Source organism: Planctomicrobium limosum (assembly GCF_051465645.1).
In the GTDB taxonomy this organism is placed as follows: Bacteria; Planctomycetota; Planctomycetia; order Planctomycetales; family Planctomycetaceae; genus Planctomicrobium.
On the sequence record NZ_CP195790.1, the window covers coordinates 4,741,256 to 4,765,476 of the forward strand.

Sequence of the window (24,221 nt, forward strand, 5' to 3'; positions counted from 1 at the left end):
CACACACTTTGTTTTCATGGATAACCGATCCGCATGGCTGCTTCAGACATCCTTATTCGTGGTGCCCGCGAACATAATCTGCGCGGGGTGACGCTTACTCTGCCTCGGAATCAGTTGATTTGCATGACCGGTGTGAGCGGCTCCGGAAAGAGTTCGCTGGCCTTCGACACGCTGTATGCAGAAGGGCAGCGTCGGTATGTCGAATCGTTGTCGACGTATGCTCGTCAGTTTCTGGGGCAGATGCCCAAACCTGAAGTCGACCTGATTTCCGGGTTGGCTCCCTCAATCTCAATTCAGCAGAAGGTGACTTCTCGTAACCCGCGCAGCACCGTCGGGACGATCACCGAGATTTATGATTATCTGCGAGTCCTGTTTGCTCGCGTCGGGCAAGGGCACTGTGTGCAGTGTCATCAGCCGATCACGGCTCAGTCGACGGATCAGATTCTCGAAAGCATTCTCGCGCTGCCGGAAGGAACGAAGTACCAGATTCTTTCCCCACTCGTACAACAGCAGAAAGGGGAGTTCCGCGATCTGTTTGCTGACCTGTTGAAGCAGGGATTCATCCGCGCCCGCGTCGATGGAGAACTGGTGCAGTTGTCAGACGACCTCGGTTTGAAGAAGCACTTCAAGCACACCATCGATGTTGTGATTGATCGTCTGGTCTCTGGGAAAGGTCAACGATCGAGACTCGCGGACGCCATCGAAACGGCCACCCGACTCAGTAAAGGACGACTGATTGTTCTTGCAGAAGAAGAGAAAGGGGCAACCAGCGAACGGCTGTACTCGGCTCACTATGCCTGCCCGAGTTGCGGGATTGGATATGAACCGCCATCACCGCAATTGTTCAGTTTCAACAGTCCGCTGGGGATGTGCAAGGACTGCACCGGGCTCGGCATGCGGCATGACTTCGTGCTTGAGCGACTGATTACGCAACCAGAGCTTCCGCTGAGTCAGGGGGCGTTCGAGCTTCTCAAATCGTTCAAGAAAATCGGCAAGTGGAAACGTCATATTTTGAAGGGCGCTGGCGAGGCGATTGAGCAAGACACCGGCATGAAGGAGGGGAGCCTCTACAAGTTGCCGTGGCAGGATATTCCGAGCGAGGCTCAACAGAAGTTTCTCTATGGCACCGGGGACCGGAACATCACGTTCTCGTGGCGTCATTCAGGTGGCATGTGGAAGCATGGCGGCCGCTGGGGAGGCTATGTCAATGACCTGCACGATGAGTTCATGAAGGGGAAGAACCCCATGCGCCGTCGGCAGCTCGAAAAGTATATGGAAGTGGTTGGCTGCAGCAGTTGCAATGGCGATCGCCTCAATCCTCAGGCGCGGAATGTGTTGCTGACCTCGAAGTCCGGCAAGTCCGCGAGTTCATTCTCATTACCGAAAGTGTGTGATCTGTCGGTTGATGATGCTTTTGAATTCTTTGCTTCGCTTGAGCTGAATGAGACGCAGCACCTGATCGCAGAAGAGGCGTTGAAAGAGATTCGTGGGCGATTGGGATTCCTGCAAAAGTGCGGTCTCGGATACCTGTCCCTGAATCGTTCTGCTCCCACTCTTTCCGGGGGAGAATCGCAACGCATTCGACTGGCTGGTCAGATTGGTTCCGGGCTCGTGGGGGTCTTGTACATCCTCGACGAACCTTCAATCGGACTGCACCCTCGCGATAACGACATGCTGCTTGACAGTCTGTTGAGTTTGCGCGATCAGGGGAACACGGTCATCGTGGTGGAGCACGACGAAGACACGATGCGCGCAGCGGATCACATTGTCGACTTTGGTCCGGGGCCGGGCGTTCGCGGGGGAGAAATTGTCGCTGAGGGGACCGCTGATGAAATCATGGCGAACGAACGAAGTGTCACCGGGGGATATCTCTCCGGACGCATTTCGATTCCCGTTCCGAAAGAGCGGCGGCAGCCAACGAAGAATCGTCTCAAGATTGTCGGGGCGACGCATAACAATCTCAAAAACGTCGATGTTGAGATTCCGCTGGGAATGTTTGTCTGTATTACAGGCGTGAGTGGTTCCGGAAAGAGTTCCATCAGCAACGATATTCTCTGGGAAGTATTGAACCGCGAGATCAATGGCGGAAAAGGGACACCGGGGGCGCATAAGAAGGTCGAAGGGCTGAAGCTGCTCGATAAGGCCATCGATATTGATCAATCACCCATTGGTCGGACGCCTCGTTCGAACCCGGCGACATACGTCAAACTGTTCGACGAAATCCGCACACTCTATACCCAGCTCCCACAGGCGAAGATTCGTGGGTATCAACCTGGAAGGTTCAGCTTCAATGTTCCGGAAGGACGCTGCGAAGCCTGTGAAGGCAACGGGGCGACTCGACTGGAAATGGACTTTCTGGCGGACATCTGGATTCCCTGTACGGTCTGCGATGGCAAGCGGTTCAACCATGAAACGCTGGAAGTGAAGTACCGAGACAAGTCGATTGCTGACGTTCTCGATATGGATGTGCAGGAGGCGTTAGAGCATTTCAAGAATCATCCCAAGATCTATCGAATGCTGCAGACGCTGCATGATGTGGGCTTGGATTACATGAAGCTGGGCCAGCCGTCTCCGACCGTATCCGGAGGGGAAGCACAGCGAATTAAACTGGCTCGCGAGTTGGGAAAGCGCTCCACTGGAAAGACGCTGTATCTTCTGGATGAACCGACCACAGGGTTGCACTTCGAAGACGTTCGCAAGCTACTCGAAGTGCTTCATGGATTCGTCGCAGACGGAAACACCGTTCTGGTGGTTGAACACAATCTCGATGTGATCAAGACTGCGGACTGGGTCATCGATATGGGCCCCGAAGGAGGCAATGGGGGAGGAACTCTCGTCGCTGAAGGGCCTCCGGAAGTGATTGCTAAGTGCAAGGAAAGCCATACAGGTCGCGCACTCGCCCCGATTCTTTTCCCCAGCAAGAAATCGAGCACTGCGAAGGCGAAGATGCAATCGAGCTTCAAGCGTAGCTCTGGCAGCGTGGATACCGATTACATCGTGATTCGTGGGGCGTCGCAGCACAATCTGCAATCTGTGAATGTCAAAGTTCCCCGAGATGAAATGAGTGTCTTCTGCGGACCGAGTGGATCCGGCAAGACCTCTTTGGCGATGGACACGCTCTATGCGGAAGGGCAACGCCGGTACGTGGAGTCGCTCTCTGCGTATGCCCGGCAGTTCCTGGGACAGATGCCCAAGCCCAAGCTGGAACACATTGCCGGGTTGTCACCAGCGATTGCAATTGAGCAGAAGTCGGTCGGGGCGACTCCGCGTTCCACTGTTGGAACCGTGACGGAGATTTATGACTACCTGCGCGTGTTGTTTGCTCGCCTTGGTGAGATGTACTGTCCGACGTGCCAGCAGCCGGTGACCAGACAGACGACGGACCAAATTGTGGAACGTGTCCTCAGTCTTCCTGAGGGGACCAGACTGTATCTCGCAGCGCCGTTGCAGGTGTTGCCAGGTCAGAGTTTTGAAAAGGTCTGGGAGCGGTTGACAACACAGGGGTTCTTGCGTGTGCGCGTCGACGGCAAGACGCATCTGATTGAAGACGTTCCAAAGATCGACCACAAGCGTGCTCACCAGATTGAAGCCATTATCGATCGCGTGAAAGTGGACGTTGAGTCGCGCGGGCGTATCGCTGATTCAGTCGAGACCGCCCTCGAACAGGGGCGCGGGGTGATTCATCTCGTGCACGTTGCCTCTGGAACGGCCGAACCAGACTGGCAGGTTGATCGCTTGAGCCTCCACTATTCCTGCCCTCAATGCGGAGGCTGAGCGGAAGCCGATTTCCGGACGAGCTTCGTCTGCAGTGGTGGTGGATTTGTAGCGGTCGTCCTGTTTGGCGGATTCTGTTTCATCGTTCCAGCGATGAGCTGTATCCAGCGCCACGAGCGTGGAACTCCTTGAACCACCGCAACTTCCTGTGCGTTTTGATGGAGCTGTCGGGTGGCACTGATGCTTATCGGAGCCGTTTCACGGGGCGTTCCGATCGACGATTTCAGAGATCACGCGATCCTGTGTGCAGACCCTGATTCCGGAACGGAATTGTTGAAAAACGTTCTCTTCTCCGCTGCACAATTGTCGGCGGAATCGTCTAGAATGCCGGGGTGTGAAGTCCACCAGAGGATTGTTCCAAAAGATATGACGGACCTGTTCAGGCACGCATGTCCGATCGTCTTGCTGGCGGCTTCTGCGACGATTTTGGAAGCGATTCTTGATCGTTCTCGATACCGTTTTACGGGTTCCACCGGAAATTGTGTCGCACAGACGCCCAGGCAAATTACCCCACGGTCTGTTTCTGTCCTTCGGATCCTGTCTATATGAGTACCCGTTTGACTTCCGATCCAAATTTTGTACGTCAGATTCTGATCGTTGAAGACGAGCCGGTGATTCGGAATACGCTCGCCGAATTTCTCACCAGTGAAGGGTATCAGGTCAGCAAAGCAGTCTCGGTGGACGAGGGGATTGCTCGGGCGCGTGAGAAAGACTTCCACGTCGCCATTTGTGATATCCAGCTTCCTGACGGGGACGGAATCAAGATGATGCGGTTGATGCACAAGATCAACCCGTCAGTCTTCGTACTGATCATCACCGCATATGGAACAGTGGAATCGGCGGTTGAAGCGTTCAAGGCAGGTGCCTTCGACTATCTGACGAAGCCGGTCATCTTCGACGATCTCGCACACAAATTACGCCGCGTCTTTGAGTACCGGGATCTCTATTTAGAGAACCAGAAGCTCCGGCGCGAACTCGCACAGCCGAACCGGTTTGATCAGATCATCGGTTCCAGCGAGCCACTTCGTGTTCTGCATGAAACGATTGGTAAAATTGCAGCGACCCACTCCAACGTGCTTCTTGTGGGTGAAACCGGGACGGGAAAAGAACTGTTCGCCAGAGCGATTCACTCTGCAGGTCCGATGCAGGAGCAGAAATTTCTTGCGGTGAACTGTGGAACGCGGCCCATTGAAATGCTGGAAGCTGAGTTGTTCGGTAGCGAATCCGGCAGTAAGTCGCAGCCCGGGATTTTGCGAACCGTTGGGGACGGAACGGTCTTTCTCGACGAGATCGCCAGTTTACCGATGGGAACCCAAACGAAGCTGTTGCGGGCGATTGAGTATCAGGAAAGTATGCCTTCCGGCGGAGCAGAAACCTATCCGGTTCACTGTCGGATTATTGCCTCCACGAGCGAAGACCTATTGCGTCTCGTCGGGGATGGGAATTTTCAGGAAGACCTTTTCTATCGTCTCGATGGCGTGAAGATTCGGATTCCGCCGCTGCGTGAACGGCTCGATGATATTCCGGAACTGGTCGATCACTTCGTGGCCAAGCATTCACGCACATTGCGAAAACGTGTTGTCAGTGCTTCGAGTGAGACGATTCGTCTGTTGATGTCGGCTCAGTGGAAGGGGAACGTTCGCCAGCTGGATAATGCGATCGAACGCGCGGTGATCATGTGTGACGGCACTCAGATTGAGCCGGGTGATCTGCCGCCGGATCTGCTGGGGCTGGGACAACCGCTTCCGGATACAGACGATTTGCGAAGTGCGTTGCGACATTATGAGCGGCTGCACATCACTCGCGTTTTGCGGCAATGGCCGGACAAACGGGAAGCAGCGAAACGGCTCAAGCTCGGTCTGTCGAGTCTTTATCGCAAGATCGAAGAACTTGGCATTGAGATCTGATGCTGACTTCCCAGGGATGGTGAACGTAGAGATCGTGTGAAAAGAGAAACGGCGTCGAGTTGAATTCAACTCGACGCCGTTTTTGCGTTCCGATTCGTCGTCCGATTACATGTTGAGTGTTCGGCCATCGACTGCCAGAGCGGCCTCTTTCAGCACTTCTGACAGTGTTGGGTGAGCATGTGAGCAACGGGCGAGGTCTTCGCTTGTTGCCCCGAATTCGATAGCAGCAACCGCTTCAGCGATCAGTTCACCAGCCATTGGGCCGATGATGTGAACGCCGAGGATGCGGTCGGTCTCTTTGTGAGCGAGGATCTTGGCTTTGCCGTCTGGAGTTCCATTGGCCCGAGCGCGTCCGTTCGCAGCAAATGGGAAAGCCCCTTTGCGGTAAGGAATGCCTTCGGCTTTCAACTGGTCTTCGGTCTTACCAACGGCACCAATTTCCGGGGTGGTGTAAACAACACCTGGGATCGCACCGTAGTTGACGTGACCATAACCAGTGTAGAGGTGCTCGACGCAGGCGACTGCTTCTTCTTCGGCTTTGTGAGCCAGCATCTGTCCACCGATGACGTCACCGACAGCGTAAATGCCTTTGACGTTGGTCTGGTAGTGGTCGTTGACCGCCACGAAGCCACGTTTGTCGATGTTCACGCCAGCTTTTTCGAGCCCGAGACCTTCGGTGTTTGGCTTGCGTCCCACTGCGACGAGGACGCGATCACAGACGAGCGGATCTGAGCCTTCAATCTGGACTTCGCAGCCGCTTCCTGTGGTCTTGACGCCGGTGACTTTGGTTCCAAGACGGAATTCGATTCCCTGTTTCTTGAAGGATTTCAGGGCTTCGTTGGCAATCTCGGTGTCCATGCCAGGCAGGATGCGATCGAGGAACTCAAGCACAGTGACCTTGGAGCCGAGGCGACGCCAGACGGTTCCCAGTTCGAGACCAATGACACCGGCACCGATCACAACGAGGTTCTTTGGGACTTCCTCGAATGAGAGTGCTTCAGTGCTGGAACCGACAAGTTTGCCATCGAGGACGACGTTCGGCAGAGTCGCTGGCTGGCTGCCGGTCGCGATCAGAATCGCGTCTGCCGTGATGGTTTTGGTTTCGGCACCTTCGATGGTGACTTTACCTGGAGCGTCAATACGTCCGCGGCCAAGCAGTCGCGTGACTTTGTTTTTCTTCATCAGGCCATCAACGCCACCGGCAAAAGTCTCAACGACTTTCGCTTTGTGGTTCAACATGGCCCCGAGGTCGAGCTTCACACCTTCGATTGTGACGCCTCGATCTGCGGCCCCGTGCTGGGCTGCTTCGTAAATATGGCTGGATTCGAGCAGCGCCTTGCTGGGGATGCAACCGACTCGCAGGCAGGTGCCCCCCATTTTGCTTTCGACTTCAACGATCGCGACTTTCTTCCCGAGCTGAGATGCTCGAATCGCTCCGATGTAGCCTGCAGGTCCACCACCAATCACTACTAGATCAAAGTCTGCCATGTGGGTTCACATTTTCCGATCGTTCGTCGGCATCGGCCGTGCGTCACCCATGACGTCTGTCGCCTGTGCCATCATTAATATCTATAGACTCATGGTTATGTTCATAGGCTCTTTTGCAGGGGACTTCCAGAATGCGGCGGTAAGATTTTTGACGAATCGGAGTTTTCTCGCCTCATAGAAGCGTCATCAGGCTGGCATCGGTTGACGGAATGATGCCTCGTGGAATGTGTCGAGGTCATGAAATATCAGAAATGCATCGTTGAAGTTGGGGAGACGTCATCAGGGTGGAGCTGGAGCGCGCCGGAGAGGAGAGAATGTTGGACCGATGATATGAGATGGCATGTCGTCGAGTTGATCTTCGGCTGTATCTGCCGGATGGCGCTTTCGTAATTGTGCTCAGAACTGGTGAAATCGTGCAACTCGTTTTCCTGTAGAACAATAGGATCATTCGGAATTGTTTGAACCAGTTGGGCACTCGACGTGCTATTCCAAGATGTATTCCCAGTGCAAACGGTTTTCAAACGTGGCTGGAAACTTACATACGGAAAGTCATCATTATGAAGACTGCATTGATTCGAGTTCTGGTTGCGGCATTTGTTCTTCCAGTTTTGGCGACAACAGTTTTCGCACAAGGTGCTGCCAGAAGGTACGACGATTTAACGTTCACGGCACTCGCGGCAGCACGCGACCTGCGGTGGGAGATTTATGACGAGTTCGCACGATCCCGGGATCAGCGACATCTGTTGCAGGACGTCGAAAACCTGATCACTGATCTGCATAAGATTCAGGTTTTGATCTATCAGCGTCGGCCTGCGCATGTTGTGGATCGGGAACTGGATCACGCCTTTGAGCACGTGCAAGAGTTGAAGTCGCACCTGCTGTCCTGTGACTTTGCGGTACACCGTTCCGGGTCTTATCACTTGATCCCGAAGGGGTATGTGTACCACCCGGAGACTCATCACTCAGGGAATGTTCACGTTGATCACGCCATCCAGATGCTGGCCGGAATTGAAGTGAATCTGAATCAGTTGCATCTCGAATTAACCGGGTTGCCAGCTTCTTCTGCGGTCCCAGTGATTCCCAATCCGGTTGTGGTTCCGACTCCAGTGGCACCATATCCGGTTTATCAGGTGAAGCCTGTCCCAGTGGTGCCGGGAAAAGTGATCCCTCCGTATGGCGTTCCTGGAAAAGGTGGTCCTTTAATGGTCCCTGTACATCCAACGAAGGCAAAATCGACATCTGTTCCGTTGGGTAAAACTGGATTCACGATCGAACTGAAGAAGTAGTTCTGCCAGTCTTGAGAAGAGTTTAAAAACCGCCGTATGTCGCGACTGCGAGGCGACTTCCGGGATGAAGTCGCCTCGCTTTATTTGTTTTCCGTTCCATGGGCAGGAACTGGTTGTTGGGTGGGGCCTGAGTTCAGAATAGACCGAATTCGGCTGGGAACTTCCTGATTGGAAAGAGGAACCTGATCTGCCGCGTTTGCGTCCCGTCGTCAGCTCGGATAGCCTGTTTCACTTCACTTTTTGAAACGGGAACGCATTGCCATGAGTACAGCTCCGCGTCGAGCATTGATCAGTGTCAGCGATAAAACAGGTCTCGGGCCATTTGCTCAAGGACTCGCGCGACTGGGCTTCGAAATTCTCTCGACGGGTGGAACTTCGAAGTTCCTGAAAGATCTCGGTGTTCCGGTGATTGATGTCTCGGATTACACCGGCTTTCCGGAAATCATGGACGGCCGTGTGAAGACGCTGCACCCACGAATTCACGGTGCGATTCTCGGGATGCCTGATCATCCAGAGCATGCTGAAGCGATTCAGGCTCACGGGATTATTCCGTTTCAGCTCGTTGTCGTGAATCTTTATCCATTCGAAGCCACAATCGCCAAGCCGAATGTGACAACCGAAGATGCGATTGAGAACATTGATATCGGCGGTCCAAGTATGGTCCGTTCCGCAGCGAAGAACCATGCTTACGTCGGGATCGTCACCAAGGCGGAGCAGTATGATCGCGTTCTTGAGCAACTGAACGGTCCGGGTCTGACGCTCGAGTTCAAGCGGGAACTCGCTCAGGCAGCGTTCGAGATGACCGCGCAGTATGATCGCGCGATCTCGGATTACTTCCTCACGCTACAGGGAAGTGTCAGCAAGTTTCCTGAGAAGTTGTCGCTGACATTTACGAAAGATGCCGATCTTCGTTACGGCGAAAATCCTCATCAGTCTGCTGCGTTTTATGTGGAAAAGAACGCTCCGGCAGCGTCGGTTTCCAGGTCGCAGAAGCTGCATGGCAAAGAGCTGTCTTACAATAACCTGCTCGACCTGGACGCCGCCTTCAATCTGGTCCGCGAGTTCAGCGATCCGGCCGCTGTGGTGATCAAACACACCAATCCATGTGGTTGTGCTGTGGGTTCCGATCTGGTGAATGCCTTCCTGCAGGCGTATGCCGGTGATCCAGTCAGTGCCTTCGGGTCGATTCTGGCGTTCAACCGTGAACTCGATGTCGCGACAGCCGAAGCACTTGCTGAACCGGGACGCTTCATTGAAGCGATTATCGCACCGGCATACCACGCCCAGGCGTTCGAGATTCTGACCACAAAACCAAAGTGGAAGAACAACGTTCGCCTGTTGCAGTGTGAAGCAATGTTAGGCAACCAGTCTTCAGGGCTCGATTATCGTCGAGTGACTGGCGGGTTACTTGTTCAGGACCGCGACGATCAGCAGGATCCGGAGAGCGAATACAAGGTCGTTACAAATCGTGCTCCTTCGGACGAAGAATTGCGAAACCTGCAATTCGCGTGGAAGGTATGCAAGCATGTGAAGTCGAACGCAATTGTGCTTGCGAAAGACGGAATGTTGCTGGGAGCTGGGGCAGGGCAGATGAGTCGGGTCGATTCATCGATGATCGCGACCTTCAAGGCCGGGGATCGAAGTCAGGGATCGGTGATCGCTTCCGACGCCTTCTTCCCGTTCCGTGATGGAATTGATAATGCTGCAAAAGCAGGAGTGACCGCTGCGATTCAGCCGGGTGGATCACGCAATGATGAAGAAGTGATTCAGGCGTGCAATGAGCATGGAATTGCGATGATCTTTACTGGTCGTCGCCACTTCAAACACTAATCCGATTCGGCCTGTCGTGCGGCCGGTCAGCAGGTTTTTCGACAGGGCTTCGTTCAGTACGAGGCCCTGTTTTTGTTTGCTGATCGCTTGCATCTTGCTTCGGGAATGGGAGTCTCACGTTTCTTGTAACGAATTTTCCGGACTGATGTTGTGGCTGATCTTCTGATCGGGGTCTGCTTTTTCCGGTAAGACCGTTGAGTTTGAGGCTCGCATAAAAGAGACAGATTTTGATTTGTTTTCCTCTTCCCCCGAGACATGCGACTCGATAAGATCCTACGTGGTCGAGAAGCGTAGCGTCGTGGAAGGTCTGTTGATTAGAGGCTCTAAATTCGAGTCTTCGCCTTTCACTTGATGCGTCTGAGGACGGCATCCAGCTCATGCCGTTGGTTACCGACGAAGTTCGACCGGCTGCCTGTGTTGTTACACTTTGGTCAACAAAGTGAGGAATGATGCACCGGCTGATGGCGGATTTCAGGTTTTTCAGCGTTTTCAAGACAGGACTTTTAGCATGCAGAACCCCATTCGAGCCGTTCGGGTTTAACGGCATCCACGCAATCAATTGCGAGGATGGCCGGGCAGATATGCCATGCAGTCCACTGTGAATTGAGTGACTCTCACTCGCCGTGCTTTTTGTCTCTTTTTGGCTGCCGTCGTAGAGAACGGCCTCTGGTTTCTTCAGAAGCCGCTGCCGAAGCTCTTCAAAATCTTTTATTTTTAACTGGGTTCGCAATGGATCTTTCAAAAATTCGGAACATCGGGATTTCCGCCCACATCGACTCTGGGAAAACGACGCTCAGCGAGCGCATCCTGTTTTATTCCGGTCGAATTCACAAGATTAACGAAGTGAAGGGCGACGGCGACGGCGCGGTCATGGACTTCATGGACTTGGAGCGTGAGCGCGGGATTACCATTGCTTCAGCCGCCACCCAGGTGCGTTGGAAAGATACCGTTGTCAACGTGATCGATACTCCGGGACACGTGGACTTTACAGTCGAAGTCGAACGTTCACTTCGCGTTCTGGACGGTGCTGTTCTGGTTCTCTGCTCAGTGGGTGGAGTTCAGAGCCAGTCTCTGACCGTCGACCGCCAGATGAAGCGCTACAAAGTTCCACGTATTGCGTTCGTCAACAAGATGGACCGAACCGGGGCGAACTTCTACAGCGTTGTTCAGCAGATCCGCGACAAACTCGGCGCGACTCCAGTTCCAATCGTGATGCCAATCGGGGCGGAAGCCAACTTCGAAGGGGCAATCGATCTCGTCGAAATGAAAGCTGTCCGTTACGAAGGACCGCGCGGCGAACAGGTCGTCAAGACGGAAATTCCTGCTGAGTTGCTGGAGAAGGCCAAAGAACGCCGCCAGGAAATGCTCGAATCTCTGTCCATGTTCAGCGATGACTTGATGGAAGCGCTGCTGGAAGAGAAGGAATTCCCGGTCGAAGAGATCCGTAAGATCATTCGCGGTGCAACACTGACTCAGTCCATCACACCAGTGATGTGCGGAACAGCGTTCAAGGATAAAGGTGTTCAGGAACTGCTTGATGCTGTTCTGTATTACCTGCCAAGCCCATTGGATCGCCACATTTCAGCCATTGATATCGATGGCACTGAAAAGGGGCACAAGAACGGGACTGTTCCAGAAGGGGAAACCCTCCGTGTCGACCTCGAAACCGACCCGTCCAAACCGCTCGTCTGCATGGCGTTCAAGACGGTTATGGAACAGTTCGGCCAGTTGACCTACACCCGAATTTATCAGGGATCGATCAAGAAGGGTGAGAGTTACATTAACACCCGTACCGGCAAGCGAGTTCGCTTCGGCCGACTGGTGCGTATGCACTCGAATGATCGCGAAGATATCGATTCAGCAGTTTGTGGGGACATCATCGCCGTCGTGGGGATCGATTGTGCATCCGGGGATACGTTCTGCGATGAAAGCGTGAACTACTCTCTGGAAAACATCTTCGTTCCAGTGCCGGTGATTCGTTTGTCGATCGAGCCAGCTCAGCGCGATGGCGCCGACAAACTCGGTAAGGCACTCGAACGATTCCGTCGTGAAGACCCAACATTCCATGTCAGCACCGACGCTGAAACCAATGAGACAATCATTGCAGGGATGGGACAGCTGCACCTCGAAATTTACATCGAGCGTATCAAGCGTGAATACAAGGTCGAAGTGACTGTTGGTGAGCCGAAAGTGGCTTACAAAGAAATGCCGACCAAAGAAATCGAGTACAACTACAAGCACAAGAAGCAGACCGGGGGATCTGGGCAGTACGCTCACATCGTCGGCAAGATTTATCCATTGCCAGAAGATGCTGAACCAACTTTCCAGTTCAACAACAAGATCAGTCAGGGACGTATTCCAGGGCAGTTCATTCCGCCAGTGGAAGAAGGTTTCATCCGCGCTCTGACCAAAGGTCCGTTGATCGAGTGTGAAGTGGTTCGTGTTGGTGCCGACCTTGTGGACGGTAGCTATCACGACGTCGACTCTTCGGAAAAAGCGTTCGAGACTTGCGGATGGGCAACCATGCGTGACAGCCTTGAAAAAGCAGGGATGGTTCTGCTTGAGCCGATCATGAGGCTCGAAGTGGAAGCTCCGGATGATTATCAGGGAGCCATTACAGGTCACCTTTCCAGCAAGCGCGGTGTGATTACCAACACCGACAACCGTGAAAAGACCTGTTACATCAATGCCGAAATCCCACTGGCGAGCATGTTCGACTATGCAAACGAACTTCGCTCAATGACCCAGGGTAAAGGGGGCTTCAGCATGGAGTTCGGATCCTACAAGCAGGTTCCAAAGAACGTTCAGGAAGAAGTTGTTGAACGTCGTCGTAAGGAAAAAGCTGAACGAGCGAAGAAGTAATTTCGCGAGTTAGTTCGATCTGACCCGCAGTGTGAGAATGGGATTCCCTGACTCACCTGCGGGTTTTTTGTTTTTATCGGTTCGAGTGAATGCCCGAGTGTGAAGCCGCCGCAGCTCGGGTGATGTCAGGCAGACGTGATAGAGTCATCGTTCAACAAAAAAAGGTGAGCAACCATTTCCTTGGAAATGGCGACTCACCTTGATTGGTGACTCCCGTGAAGCTGATCTGGTCACAGATACTCTTTACGAGTGTGGTCTATGACATCGTCATCATGCTTTACATCGTCATTACTCTGGCGACCCGGTGTTATGCGACTCGAGAGAGCTTGTCTGTGGAAGTTGCATTTGAGATCGCGCCACAGGCGAATCGTTCCATCATCTTCCAGTCGGCCTCGACGTTGCCTCCCGTCTGGCGATGCTGTTCGGCCCACTGTCCCAGCAGTTCGAGGCATGCCTGATCCAGATAGTTCAACTTGCTCAGGTCAAACGAAACAGTCGAACCTGCAGGGACTCGTTCAAGTCCACGTGCGAGCTTCGGCAATCTCAGGAAGCTCGCGTTGCCTTCCAGATTGACGGTCGTTTCGTTTGAGTGGGCATTGCTGACGACATTCACCTTCAGCATGCTGAACTTGATGACAAGCTTTCCAACAGCGAGGACCAGGCCGGTGATGACACCGAGCAGCAAGTCCTCGACAACGATCACAAAGACTGTTGCCGCCCAGATGAAGACTTCGCTCCATCCAAATTTTGCAAGGTGGACAACAGCCTTCTTGTCGACCAGCTTGTAACCGGTGTAGACGAGGATTCCTGCGAGCGCTGCAGTTGGAATCATCTTCAACATGGATGCAAGCAAGGCGACGAAGACGAGAAACCAGACACCATGCAGAATAGATGATGCCCGTGTTTTGGCGCCGGCTTGAACGTTAGCAGAACTCCGGACAATCACTCCGGTCATTGGCAATGCGCCCATGAATCCGCAGATGATATTTCCGACGCCTTGTGAGGCGAGTTCTTTGTCGTAGTTCGTGCGTGCTCCTGAGTGTAAGGAGTCGACCGCAGTTGCACAGAGCAGGGTTTCAGCACTTGCCACGGCAGCGATCACTGCAGCACTGGTCAGAATTCCGCCCCAGTTCGCGTCAATGATGGTCGACCATTTCACAAAGTGAAGGTCTTCCATGATGGCTGCTGGAACTTCCACATACAGCACTGGCAACTGCCAGTAGGTGGCGACCGCGGTTGCGGCAACGACCCCGACAAGTGGTGCTGGAACGACTGCGAGCGGGCCTTTGGCGAATGCTTTCCAGAGCACAAGGACGATGATGGTCAACACACCCAGGGCTGCCGCGAATTCGTGGTTTTTGAAGGCCTTCTGGAAGTTGGTGATGGCCTCAGCTGCATGGACTTGAGTCGTGACGATCAGGTCGCTTCGGTTTGACTCCAGTGCAGAAAGACTCACTTCCTGATCTTTGATTGCCAAGTTTCCAAGTTCCTCAATGCGTTGCCGTTTGACTGGCAAGTCAGCCTTGAGTTCCAGCCCGCGCTGCTGAATCAATTTCAGTTCTTCAAGAATGGCAGCCTGACGTGGGCCAAAGTCGGTCAACTCAATGGCAGCTTCTGGTTGCAGTTTCTTGGTGTGATCAGGAATGCGCTCTGTCACCTCTTCGTTCAGACTGATCTGTCGGCGGTGAAGATCGCCAAGGTCCTTCAGGATCGATTGCAGGTCGCCCCGCATATCTTTCGCAGGAAGCTGCGGAACGTGTGCTGCTTTGGTGATTGCAGAAGGAATGGTCAGAAGATTTTTGACGCCGCTTCCACCCGGGGTGTCATCCAGCATGACATGGAACTGGCTCGCAAGAATCAGGACCCCGATCCCTGCAAGCATTCCGTACACGACAGAAGGGGAGACTGCGCGGAACCATTGTCCGAATCGCATGAAGCCTGCGATCAGCTGGAAAATCCCAGCAATCAGAACGATCAGCCCGAGCATCTTCAGACCGTGCGTTTGCACTGCCTGATAAACAATCACGGTCAGACCAGCTGCAGGTCCGCTGACTTGCAAAGGGCATCCAGCCAGAAAACCAACAACAATTCCCGCAACAATCCCTGTGACGAGACCAGCTGCAATGGGGACGCCAGATGCGATGGAGACCCCCATACACAATGGAAGGGCCACGAGAAAGACGACGATCGAAGCGGCAAAGTCACTGGAGAAAGTGCTTCGCTTCTTGTTGGGCGATGTTTGAAGAACTTCGCTTTTTGACTGTTCCGAGTGCATGAGACTCTATTCCTGTGCTTGCACGTTCGACATCTCGAAATCGCACGGACTCACCTTGAAGTCGTGGCGATTGTGTCAGGGCATGTTCTGAAGTGTGGACACAACACACTTTTGGTGTGACTGTGCTGGGGGGAGGGAGACGAAAAGTCCACCCTAAGAAGAAAACCGAGTCTTCTTCTGGATGGTGACTGTTCGACAGTTGAGAGCCAACCGGCTGCAGTGTGAAACGAGAGATACATCTCGCCTGCGATCGGATGAGACCAGATTAAATGAATAAACTGACCTCATCACGATAATGACAGGGCTCTGAGTCTCACACTGCTTTGCTTAATGCCGACTAGGCAATGGCTTCCGCAAACGCGGCGTGTTCCTGAAGAGCCATAAACCGGCTCTCTTCTTCGCTGAATGCAGTGATTGCACCTGTTTCAATCGTATAGACCCAACCGTGAAGTCGGAGCTGTCCTGCTTTCAACGCCGCGGCCACCGATGGATGGGTGCGCAGGTTGTGCATCTGAACGAGAACATTCTGTTCAATGGTGTGCTGCAATCGCAGTTCTTCACACACTTCGTCACTGAAATGTTCTTCAACGATTCGACGGGTGGCTTCAGCGTGATGAAGATAAGATTTTACAGAAGGATACTGGTTCAGCGATTCTGGGTTCAGGAGAGCTTTCATCGCACCGCAATGCGAGTGACCGCAGATGATGACGTCCTGGACTTTCAATGCGGCAACGGCGTATTCAACAGTCGCGGCTTCGCCACCCTGGACGGCGCCGTAAGCAGGAACAATGTTCCCAGCAGTGCGCAGCACAAAGAGTTCGCCAGGTTGAGATTGCGTCAAAAGGTTCGGGCAGATTCGTGAATCAGAGCAGGTGATGACCAATGCTGGTGGAGCCTGTCCTTTCGACAGCTCACGGAACATCTCTTCCTGCTGAGTGAAGACCTTGGATTGGAACTGTTGAATGCCTTGAACTAACTTATTCATAGAAGCACCTTGCGATTTGACTTGCTTGTTTCGGATTCGCAGCATCTCCCCTCCGGTCAGAGTCCTTCATGTCGAGGCTCATGACAGTTCAGCAGGGGACTTCGAGTCTGTTTCGATGGCAGCTTCTCGCGATACGCATCTCAGCGCACAACGCTTTCGCTGACTCGCTCACAGTGTTTCACCATACTCGTTGCGTTCCGGTCGGAAGGGACACACCTTCGGCCAGATCGCTGGATAGAGTGTGGTTACGGTGCTACGTCAACATTGGAGCTAACAAGCCGTTAGCCAAAAGATGCCCGGCCAATTCATGTCCGGAGACTGTCAGAAATGTTCGCCGCAACCGTGAATCACGTGGGCAGCATTCCAGACGAGCGTTAATCCCGCACGGAGAAGACCTCAGCAAGAGGCGGCGGGTCGATTCAGAGCAACGGCGCGGGAGACAGCTGTTGGAAACAACGATCTCGAACGCTGTGCTACTTGAACTGTCAGCGTGGTTTTCCGTGTAGCGGACGCTGGGTGTTGCTGCAGTTCCGACCAAGAGGATCAACCCCAAGGCTACGTGGAACAGAGCTTTTTTCCAACGGTCAAACATGGAACTCTTCGTCAGCGTGACTCCTCACAATTTTCGGAACCGACAGGCATTCGCCCCATGTGTCGATTCCACCGTCTTGATCTTATCGTCAAGCGTAAAATGTGCCAAGTAATATTTCCGTAAGTTTTCTCCGCTGACGTGAAGAGTTTGGCGCACAAAAACAGCACTTTTCTCGCGAAGTCTGCTGTTTTTGCTTCAATGATCGATCGACGCTGAGCTTGATCCGGAGTCCGTTTCTCTCAGGGAAATGGCCTGGAGGTCTCTTGAGGGGGCTGATGTAAATGACATCACAGTAAAGGCTAAAGTGTTGTGTCGGGTTGGGGGTTAGCCTCCGTCGTGACTCAGGGGAGACCCCATTGCAAGAAAAAGCCGCGATTCCAAAAAGAAGTGCATAAAGAGCAACTTCCTGTTTGGAATCGCGGCTGACGATTTTTAGTTTTTGCCGGCGAGGCGTTCTGTGAGTCTGCTTCTAATGGATTGTCGGCATTTCAGCCTGAAACCAAGGCAAGCTGGCGTTCAACGGCAACTTGATAGACCGAAACGGTCTAATCTTCGTCGACGCCGAGTTGGTAACGGAGTTCTGCGAAACGGTCGGTCATGTCATCAGTTGATGAATGAATGTGTTCGGCTTCAGTGATGAACTTCAGTGTTCGGCTCTGGCGAAGACCATGGCTTCGCAGGATTTCTTCGAATGGCTCAAGGTCATGTCCGTACATGATCAACAGTTTGTGCTCATCGAACTGAACTTCCATCGGGACGCGTGCGTTCAGAACGGCAATTCCCAAGCACCCATCGTTCAGGATGTTGTCTTCGAAGTCGTAGAGAAGACTTTTTAGAATGGGAAGGTCGATCTGTTCCCGATAGAGATCTTCGTGTTCGCCGCGTCGGTTGTCATGGCTCGTTTCCAGTACAACGTCGACTTCATCTCCGAGTGGTTCCAGCAGGTCGATGAACAGGTCAAACAGTTTTTCGCGTGTCTGTGAAACCATGATCACAGGAACGTCGATGCCAGTTTCCTTGTCGCGATAATTGTCACGACGCCATCCAGCGCTCGGCACAACTGCCAGATCGAAGGAAGGTCGGACTGCATCTGTCAGCAGGAAACTGCCGTAACGGGCGATGTCCAGATGCTCTTCTAACTGCTGGTCAGAGATCCCGATGAAGCTGCTGGATTCTTTTGTGGGGACACCGTCCGAGAACGTGTTTCTACTTCGACCTTTGATTGATCCCATGACAATCGCTCCAGTGCATCTCTATATATTCGCAGGATCTTTTGGGCCGTTCACCAAGACGGAGAGTGTTGCTCACCAGCAGGTCCGGTTCATCGTTCCGGAGTCTGCATCGCCCAGACCGCATTAAGTCGTTTCTTGCAGAACGATCATTTGCTGAAAGTTCACTAAGCAACTCTACCACTGGAATTTGACGATGCAGGAAGAAGCTGTCTTTGGGACTCCTTTTTCTGTGAGCGGTCGAACGGGATCGCCCGAGCTGAACGGAACGATCTTTAATGAAAGTTGCACGGGTTGTGTGGGGTTTGAGGGGCGATTGCGGTCGGGTAATCGTTGTAATTGGTGCCGTCGACGTGCGGTGGGGAGGCAAATTCTTCATTCTGGAAACAAAAATGAGGCGAGTCGCGGAATCGTCTTCCGGCTCGCCTCATGCATTCATGAATAAGAGATCTGTCTTGTGCGACTACATTTTTGATGGGGTCGAGATCCCCAGCAGGCTGAGCCCGTGCTGCAGAACACGTCCGGCGACGTCACATAGCAGCAGTCGGCTGCGACGAATTTCGTCGGTCTCGGCCTTCAAGACGGGACATTGATCGTAAAACGATGTCAGGTTTCCGGCGAGGTCATAGAGGTACTGCGTCAAGCCGTTCGGGCGGGAATCGCTGGCGACGACTTCCAATGTTTCCGCATAACGGCAGATTTGAAGTGCGAGTGCGCGTTCAGCGGGTGCTGTGATCTGGATGGTTGCACCGCTGGCCGCGATCTCCTCAGGAGTGACGTTTCCGCGACGGAAGATTCCCTGAACTCGAGCATATGCGTACTGGAGATACGTTGCCGTGTTACCGGTCATCGCCAGCATCTTGTCCGAGTCGAAGATGTAATCGCTTTCCCGATTGTGCATCAGGTCGGCGTACTTCACTCCGCCGATTCCGACCATCTCTGCAATCTCGTCGCGTTGTGATTCAGAGAGTTCAGGACGAGGTTGGCCATCTTCCGGATTGCGTTTGTTGTCGTCGTTTGCAGCGACAATTTCGCGAGCCTTGGCAACGGCTTCGTCCAACAGGCTTTCCAGTCCGACGGTATCTCCGGATCGTGTTTTGTATGGACGTCCGTCTTTCCCCATGACGGTCCCGAAGGAAACGTGCTGAAGATGAATCTGGTCATAGCCCCATTTTTTTGCTGTCTTGAACAGCATGGTGAAGTGCTCACCCTGTCGGGCGTCAACGACGTATAAAACCTGATCCGCCTTCAGCTCGTTGACACGATATTGAATGGTGGCGAGGTCGGTTGTTGCGTATGTGAATGCGCCGTCTGCCTTGCGAACGATGAACGGAGCAGTGTGTCCTTCCGGCCAGACGCAGGTGGCTCCATCGCTGATCGTGGCGAGCTCGTGCTTTTCGAGTGAAGTGACAACGTCAGCCAGCATTGGATCGTAATAGCTCTCGCCCAGCGCCAGATCAAACTTGATGTTCAGTCGATCATACATGCGTTGCAGTGCTTGCAGGCATGCTGGCAGAAACTCATTCCACAGGCGTCTGTTCTCCGCGTCGCCGTGATGCAATTTGGCTGTTTCTTCGCGAGCAAGCCGGCTGATATTCGGGTGAGTTTCTGCCAGTCGTTTCAGGTCGGCGTCGGCATCGACGGATTCGATCTTGCCTCGCAGTGACTTCAGTTCGTCCTGCTGGCCTGCGAGTTCGCCGCGGAGTTTTTTCAGTGTCTTCTGGGCCGCTTTGTCTTTGGGATCGGTGTTCTGTTCTTGTTGCTCAAGATTGGTTTTGGCCTGTTCGATTTCTTTCTCGACTCGACCCACTGAGTCTTTGGCGTCGTGGTAATCACACAGACGATTTACGAGTCGGTAAAGTCGGGCGAGTTCGTTGACTGCTGCCTCCTGATAGGCATTGGGATCAGCGAAGTGTTTGTACCCGTAAATGATCATTCCGAATTGCGTTCCCCAGTCACCGATATGGTTATCGGCGATGACGGTGTTCCCCAGGAAACGTTGAATTCGGGCAATGGCGTCACCAATGACAGTGCTGCGCAGGTGGCCAACATGCATTGGTTTGGCGACGTTGGGGGAGGAGAAGTCCACGACAACGGTTTTGGGGTCCACTGCATCAGGAACTCCGAGTCGGCTGTCGCGAGCCGCCAGATTGATCTGCTGTTCCAGCCAGTTATCGAGGAGTTTCAGGTTAATGAACCCAGGACCTGCAACCTCAGGTGGGTGGCACAAATCAGAGACGTCGAGCTTCTCAACGACGTTCGCGGCGGAATCGGTTGGCTTCTGTCCGAGCTTCTTCCCCAGTGCCATCGCAAAATTGGCCTGATAGTCCCCAAAACGTGGGTCCTGAACCGGTCTGACCATCTCGGCAAAGGTCGCTGCTTCGTCCGTGACATCCTGCAAAACAGTGGAGAATCGGTCTTTGAGAAGTCGCAGAATGTTCATTGCCGGCCTGAAGCAGTTGTATGTACGGAACAGCGGGAAAAAACAGAGCCGCGGCGGGTTGCCACGGCTCAGACGGTATTCGAACTTCGAGTCAGTTCTGATGCAGGTCTCGTTTTAAGAGATCGAATTCGATCTCTCAGACTGTATACAGCGACTCATCGTCAAACTGATTTGAGTCTGAAACTCGCTGAGGAACCGACTCGGAAAACTCTGTCAGACGACCGGGTCGGCTGCAGGAGCGGAAGCGACCTCTGGCAATTTTGTCGCCAGAACTGCCTGCCAGTCAACTCGGACGGCGTCTCCCCACAGATTTTCCAGATCGTACAGGGCTCTGGCGTCTGGAGAGAATGCGTGCAGCACGATATCGCCGTAGTCATGGCAGATCCATGGTGCATCGTCCCCTTCGCGCCCCAGTCGCTTTGAGTTTTGCGCCTTGATCACGGCATCAGCCGATTCCGCGATCGAGCGCAACTGTCGGCGGCTGCTGCCTGTTGAGATGACGAAGAAGTCGAAAAGCGGGGTAACCTGAGTCACGTCGAGCACGACGGTGTCTTTACCGCGAAAATCTTCACAGATTTTGGCGATGCGACACGCGTTTTCCAGACTGATCTGCAGCGCGTCCTCTCGGCGAATCCCTGTCATTTCTCCCCGGATTCGGGACACTCGGGTGCCTGGTGTGTCGATCAAAACAAATCCCCTTTTTCTGCAACTGCTTGACTGCCAAGCAGTTAATAAACTGCCGATCCGATGTCGGGTCACCAGACCAGACGGTTCAGTTCAACAGTCTCCCTGCGATTGCTTGAACAGTGTCGATGCGAATCGTCAGGAGTTACTCAAATTTTATGGAATACTGGATAAAGGCAAGTCTGATTCCGGTGTGGTGTGTGATTTCCCGAGGGTTTCACAGCAGACCGTCTCACTTTGATGACGGTTCGGAACGAAGACTTGATTTCCAGTCAGTTTACAAACTGAAACTCGTTGAGGGGGAGAATTGGAATACAATTTCGACCGGCTGTCGATGGAACGACTCCAAGTTCCCGATTCTGTGAGAAGAGTCGGCGTTTTTAGGGGCTTCCCGGTGAATCGGTGAGGCGGACTCTTATTCTCAAGATGGAATCGACTCGAAGGAACTCGCAGTGTGCCCAAAAGGAGTGTGAAAGAGAGTTTTTGCACGGATGTCGAAATCGGTGCCGCTCGTTCGACTATACCAATAGAGCAAGACGACGAACGGTTGAGCGGCAACTTTGGTCGCACAATTGGATTGAAAGGTAAGCGATGACACCAACGAAAGCCAAGATTTGTCTTTGGTACGATGGCGACGCCGAAGAGGCCGCGAGATTTTACGCCGAGACGTTTCCGGATTCTTCCTTAGACGCCGTGCATCTTGCGCCCGCCGACTTTCCGTCGGGGAAGAAGGGAGATGTGCTGACCGTCGAGTTCACAGTGCTGGGAATTCCTTGTGTTGGGCTCAATGGGGGGCCGGGTGTCGAACACAACTGGGCGTTTTCCTTCCAAATCGCAACTGTTGATCAAGTCGAGACGGATCGCTACTGGAATGCGATCGTCAACAACGGCGGAGAAGAGAGTCAATGCGGTTGGTGCAAGGACAAATGGGGACTGAACTGGCAGATTACCCCGACTGCCCTGACAGATGCGATCAAAGGTTCTGATATTTCCGCCGCAAAGTGTGCTTTCGAAGCGATGATGCAGATGACAAAGATTGACGTCTCTCAAATCGAGGCCGCAGTTCGCGGTTGAGGCTCGTCGTGCGGCACACACAGTAAAGCGACGGAGCAAGCCCAGATTGTCATCCGCGAATTGAACTGGCTGGCCGCGCAACAATTGCTTCTGTGTCAAATTGAGTTTGACGACGGAATTCCCCGGTTTTACGGAGTTCCGATTTGTGATTGCGAGCGGAAGTTGCGACCTCGCCCGATGAGGCTTTGCTCTTCATCGAGGGGAACGACTCGTTGCTTTAGCATGTAAGTGAAGTCGTGTCGGTCAGTCACGCGACCTGGCAGAAAGTGATTCGAAAAGAAGTCGAGCGGAATTGTCTGATAGAACGGCCGCTTGACCGGTTGCTGGATCGTGAGCGTCTCGTACCCAGGGTGAGACAGAGTGAACTCGTGCGTCCCGTAATAGGTGAAGTCCATCGAAACAGGAGTGACGCCGATTCGTTTTCCATCCACTTCGACCAGCGCGCCCGCTGGTTCAGATCGAATTGTCATACGGCGACTGACGCAGCCTGTCGTGCTTGTCAGCACAACGACTCCGAGGAGCAGCCAGAGAATTCGAGAAGATTGAATCATGAGGTGAAAGGAAATCCATGTTTCTTGAACAGGCGGTCAACGCGACATTGCAAATACGCATCTTCCGCTTGAAGACGCGGCAGTTTAAGTCGGGAGCGAAAATACGCCAATACCGGATTTGATGCGGTTTTTTCAGGCTTTTTTAAGTTTTTGAGGCCGCCAGTTCGCTGAAATTCAAAAGGCGAGCCGGACCGGAAGTCACTGGCTCGCCTTTTGTCGGATTCTCGCTTGAATGAAGCCTGCGCTGACTGCTCGTTACTTCTTTTCTTCGGGCTTCTTTTCTTCGGGCTTCTTTTCTTCAGGCTTCTTTTCTTCAGGCTTCTTTTCTTCAGGCTTCTTTTCTTCAGGCTTCTTCGGCTCTGGTTTTTTCTCCTCTGGCTTCTTGGCGTCTGGTTTCTTCGCCTCTTCCGGCTTTTTCTCTTCCGGTTTTGGTGGGGCGACCAGTGGCTTTGCTGCTCCGACGATCTGAGCCTTCGGGAATGCTGCTTTCAGATCTGCGATTCCGGCTTCGGTGACTCCGGTTTGCCAGAAGTAGACCTGTCCGAGATTTTTAAGGGATTTCAGGTGTGCCAGCCCGGCGTCGGTGACCTTGGTTCCGTAGAGATTCAGGTATGTCAGGTTTTCCAGTTTTGCAAGATGTGCGAGGCCTGCGTCGGTAATGGCGGTTCGCTCTAAGTGAAGTCGTTCCAATGTCTTCAGGCCAGCGAGTTGTTCGAGACCTTTGTCGGTGATTTTGGTCCCGGCGAGGTTCAGCCAGACGACGCCGTCGAGTTTTGCCACTTGAGCAAGCAGCTCATCAGTTGTTCGCTCTCCGGTCAGGTGGAGCGAGACATCCAGTCGTGGGTCGTTTTGAGCCAGTGGCATGACATTGCCGCCAATTGCTCGGATTGCCTTCACTGCTTCCGGGTTTGGTGGCGTCGGATCGGCCGCATTCAACAGGGATGCTGAAGTCAGGAACAGCGTGGTCACAGTCAGTACACGAATGGTTGGCAGTGCTGCTGCCAGAGAAAGCCCAAATCGAGGACGCATCGGTTTCTGTCTCCTGAGATCTGACAAGTGGTGGGAATCAAACGGCCGTCTTCATGTCCAAAATCCATGATTTGTGGGCGAACAAGTGGACCGAGCTGTGTGAAACAGGAGGGGAGCTGCTCGCGGGCCCAGTGAATTCATGTGGATTGGAATACTCGGCAAAGTCTGCTGAATCAGGATAGATCAGAATCTTCCGTTGAGCAATCGCGTCT

The 24,221-nt window shown here is 53.3% G+C and carries 13 protein-coding genes and 1 pseudogene; 6 read left to right on the plus strand and 8 right to left on the minus strand.

The genetic code is table 11. From position 1 onward, the window contains the following. Window positions 1-33 precede the first annotated feature (33 nt). Window positions 34-3,720 (plus strand): annotated as a pseudogene (gene uvrA / locus SH527x_RS17950) (excinuclease ABC subunit UvrA); the annotation flags it as partial. A gap of 599 nt (window positions 3,721-4,319) precedes the next feature. Beyond that, window positions 4,320-5,681: a sigma-54-dependent transcriptional regulator gene (locus tag SH527x_RS17955; RefSeq protein WP_437192057.1), complete on the plus strand. Its 1,362-nt coding sequence runs from the start codon at window positions 4,320-4,322 to the stop codon at window positions 5,679-5,681. 105 nt (window positions 5,682-5,786) lie between these two features. On the opposite strand, the gene lpdA is transcribed toward SH527x_RS17955, so the two are convergent. Further along, complete coding sequence (lpdA, locus tag SH527x_RS17960; protein WP_437192058.1) at window positions 5,787-7,169, minus strand: dihydrolipoyl dehydrogenase; 1,383 nt, start codon at window positions 7,167-7,169, stop codon at window positions 5,787-5,789. 557 nt (window positions 7,170-7,726) lie between these two features. On the opposite strand from lpdA, the gene SH527x_RS17965 reads away from it, so the two are divergent. The 3 genes from SH527x_RS17965 to fusA all read left to right on the plus strand — a co-directional run bounded on the left by SH527x_RS17965 (window position 7,727) and on the right by fusA (window position 13,147). Further along, window positions 7,727-8,455, plus strand: coding sequence for a hypothetical protein (locus SH527x_RS17965; protein WP_437192059.1), 729 nt, complete (start codon window positions 7,727-7,729; stop codon window positions 8,453-8,455). 261 nt (window positions 8,456-8,716) lie between these two features. Beyond that, window positions 8,717-10,285 carry a bifunctional phosphoribosylaminoimidazolecarboxamide formyltransferase/IMP cyclohydrolase gene (gene purH / locus SH527x_RS17970; RefSeq protein ID WP_437192060.1) on the plus strand — a complete coding sequence of 523 codons (1,569 nt, stop codon included), beginning with the start codon at window positions 8,717-8,719 and terminating at the stop codon, window positions 10,283-10,285. Between the two features lie 729 nt (window positions 10,286-11,014). Then, window positions 11,015-13,147, plus strand: a complete 2,133-nt coding sequence (gene fusA, locus SH527x_RS17975) for an elongation factor G (RefSeq protein WP_437192061.1) — start codon at window positions 11,015-11,017, stop codon at window positions 13,145-13,147. A gap of 307 nt (window positions 13,148-13,454) precedes the next feature. Here the strand turns inward: fusA and SH527x_RS17980 are convergent, their stop codons facing one another. The 5 genes from SH527x_RS17980 to rsfS all read right to left on the minus strand — a co-directional run bounded on the left by SH527x_RS17980 (window position 13,455) and on the right by rsfS (window position 21,313). After that, window positions 13,455-15,422, minus strand: coding sequence for a SulP family inorganic anion transporter (locus SH527x_RS17980; RefSeq protein WP_437192062.1), 1,968 nt, complete (start codon window positions 15,420-15,422; stop codon window positions 13,455-13,457). A gap of 337 nt (window positions 15,423-15,759) precedes the next feature. Continuing rightward, window positions 15,760-16,407, minus strand: coding sequence for a carbonic anhydrase (locus SH527x_RS17985; RefSeq protein WP_437192063.1), 648 nt, complete (start codon window positions 16,405-16,407; stop codon window positions 15,760-15,762). A 1,137-nt stretch (window positions 16,408-17,544) separates the two neighbouring features. After that, window positions 17,545-18,231 carry a hypothetical protein gene (locus SH527x_RS17990; RefSeq protein ID WP_437192064.1) on the minus strand — a complete coding sequence of 229 codons (687 nt, stop codon included), beginning with the start codon at window positions 18,229-18,231 and terminating at the stop codon, window positions 17,545-17,547. A gap of 460 nt (window positions 18,232-18,691) precedes the next feature. Continuing rightward, window positions 18,692-20,671: an arginine--tRNA ligase gene (gene argS, locus SH527x_RS17995; protein WP_437192065.1), complete on the minus strand. Its 1,980-nt coding sequence runs from the start codon at window positions 20,669-20,671 to the stop codon at window positions 18,692-18,694. 213 nt (window positions 20,672-20,884) lie between these two features. Next, entirely contained in the window at window positions 20,885-21,313 is a 429-nt protein-coding gene (gene rsfS / locus SH527x_RS18000) for a ribosome silencing factor (RefSeq protein ID WP_437192066.1), read from the minus strand. Window positions 21,314-21,946: 633 nt separating this feature from the next. Here rsfS and SH527x_RS18005 point away from each other — a divergent pair. Beyond that, window positions 21,947-22,429, plus strand: a complete 483-nt coding sequence (locus tag SH527x_RS18005; protein ID WP_437192067.1) for a VOC family protein — start codon at window positions 21,947-21,949, stop codon at window positions 22,427-22,429. 128 nt (window positions 22,430-22,557) lie between these two features. Here SH527x_RS18005 and SH527x_RS18010 read toward each other — a convergent pair whose 3' ends face one another. Together SH527x_RS18010 and SH527x_RS18015 are read right to left on the minus strand one after the other, a co-directional pair. Then, the gene (locus tag SH527x_RS18010; RefSeq protein ID WP_437192068.1) at window positions 22,558-22,980 is read right to left on the minus strand and encodes a PEGA domain-containing protein; all 423 of its coding nucleotides are present in this window, start codon (window positions 22,978-22,980) and stop codon (window positions 22,558-22,560) included. Window positions 22,981-23,235: 255 nt separating this feature from the next. Beyond that, window positions 23,236-24,009 carry a hypothetical protein gene (locus SH527x_RS18015; protein ID WP_437192069.1) on the minus strand — a complete coding sequence of 258 codons (774 nt, stop codon included), beginning with the start codon at window positions 24,007-24,009 and terminating at the stop codon, window positions 23,236-23,238. Window positions 24,010-24,221 lie beyond the last annotated feature (212 nt).

Bases quoted from the DNA above. Each gene is read 5' to 3' on its own strand.
- SH527x_RS17955 (WP_437192057.1), top strand. From the start codon at position 4,320: ATGAGTACCCGTTTGACTTCCGATCCAAATTTTGTACGTCAGATTCTG.
- lpdA (WP_437192058.1), bottom strand. From the start codon at position 7,169: ATGGCAGACTTTGATCTAGTAGTGATTGGTGGTGGACCTGCAGGCTAC.
- SH527x_RS17965 (WP_437192059.1), top strand. From the start codon at position 7,727: ATGAAGACTGCATTGATTCGAGTTCTGGTTGCGGCATTTGTTCTTCCA.
- purH (WP_437192060.1), top strand. From the start codon at position 8,717: ATGAGTACAGCTCCGCGTCGAGCATTGATCAGTGTCAGCGATAAAACA.
- fusA (WP_437192061.1), top strand. From the start codon at position 11,015: ATGGATCTTTCAAAAATTCGGAACATCGGGATTTCCGCCCACATCGAC.
- SH527x_RS17980 (WP_437192062.1), bottom strand. From the start codon at position 15,422: ATGCACTCGGAACAGTCAAAAAGCGAAGTTCTTCAAACATCGCCCAAC.
- SH527x_RS17985 (WP_437192063.1), bottom strand. From the start codon at position 16,407: ATGAATAAGTTAGTTCAAGGCATTCAACAGTTCCAATCCAAGGTCTTC.
- SH527x_RS17990 (WP_437192064.1), bottom strand. From the start codon at position 18,231: ATGGGATCAATCAAAGGTCGAAGTAGAAACACGTTCTCGGACGGTGTC.
- argS (WP_437192065.1), bottom strand. From the start codon at position 20,671: ATGAACATTCTGCGACTTCTCAAAGACCGATTCTCCACTGTTTTGCAG.
- rsfS (WP_437192066.1), bottom strand. From the start codon at position 21,313: ATGACAGGGATTCGCCGAGAGGACGCGCTGCAGATCAGTCTGGAAAAC.
- SH527x_RS18005 (WP_437192067.1), top strand. From the start codon at position 21,947: ATGACACCAACGAAAGCCAAGATTTGTCTTTGGTACGATGGCGACGCC.
- SH527x_RS18010 (WP_437192068.1), bottom strand. From the start codon at position 22,980: ATGATTCAATCTTCTCGAATTCTCTGGCTGCTCCTCGGAGTCGTTGTG.
- SH527x_RS18015 (WP_437192069.1), bottom strand. From the start codon at position 24,009: ATGCGTCCTCGATTTGGGCTTTCTCTGGCAGCAGCACTGCCAACCATT.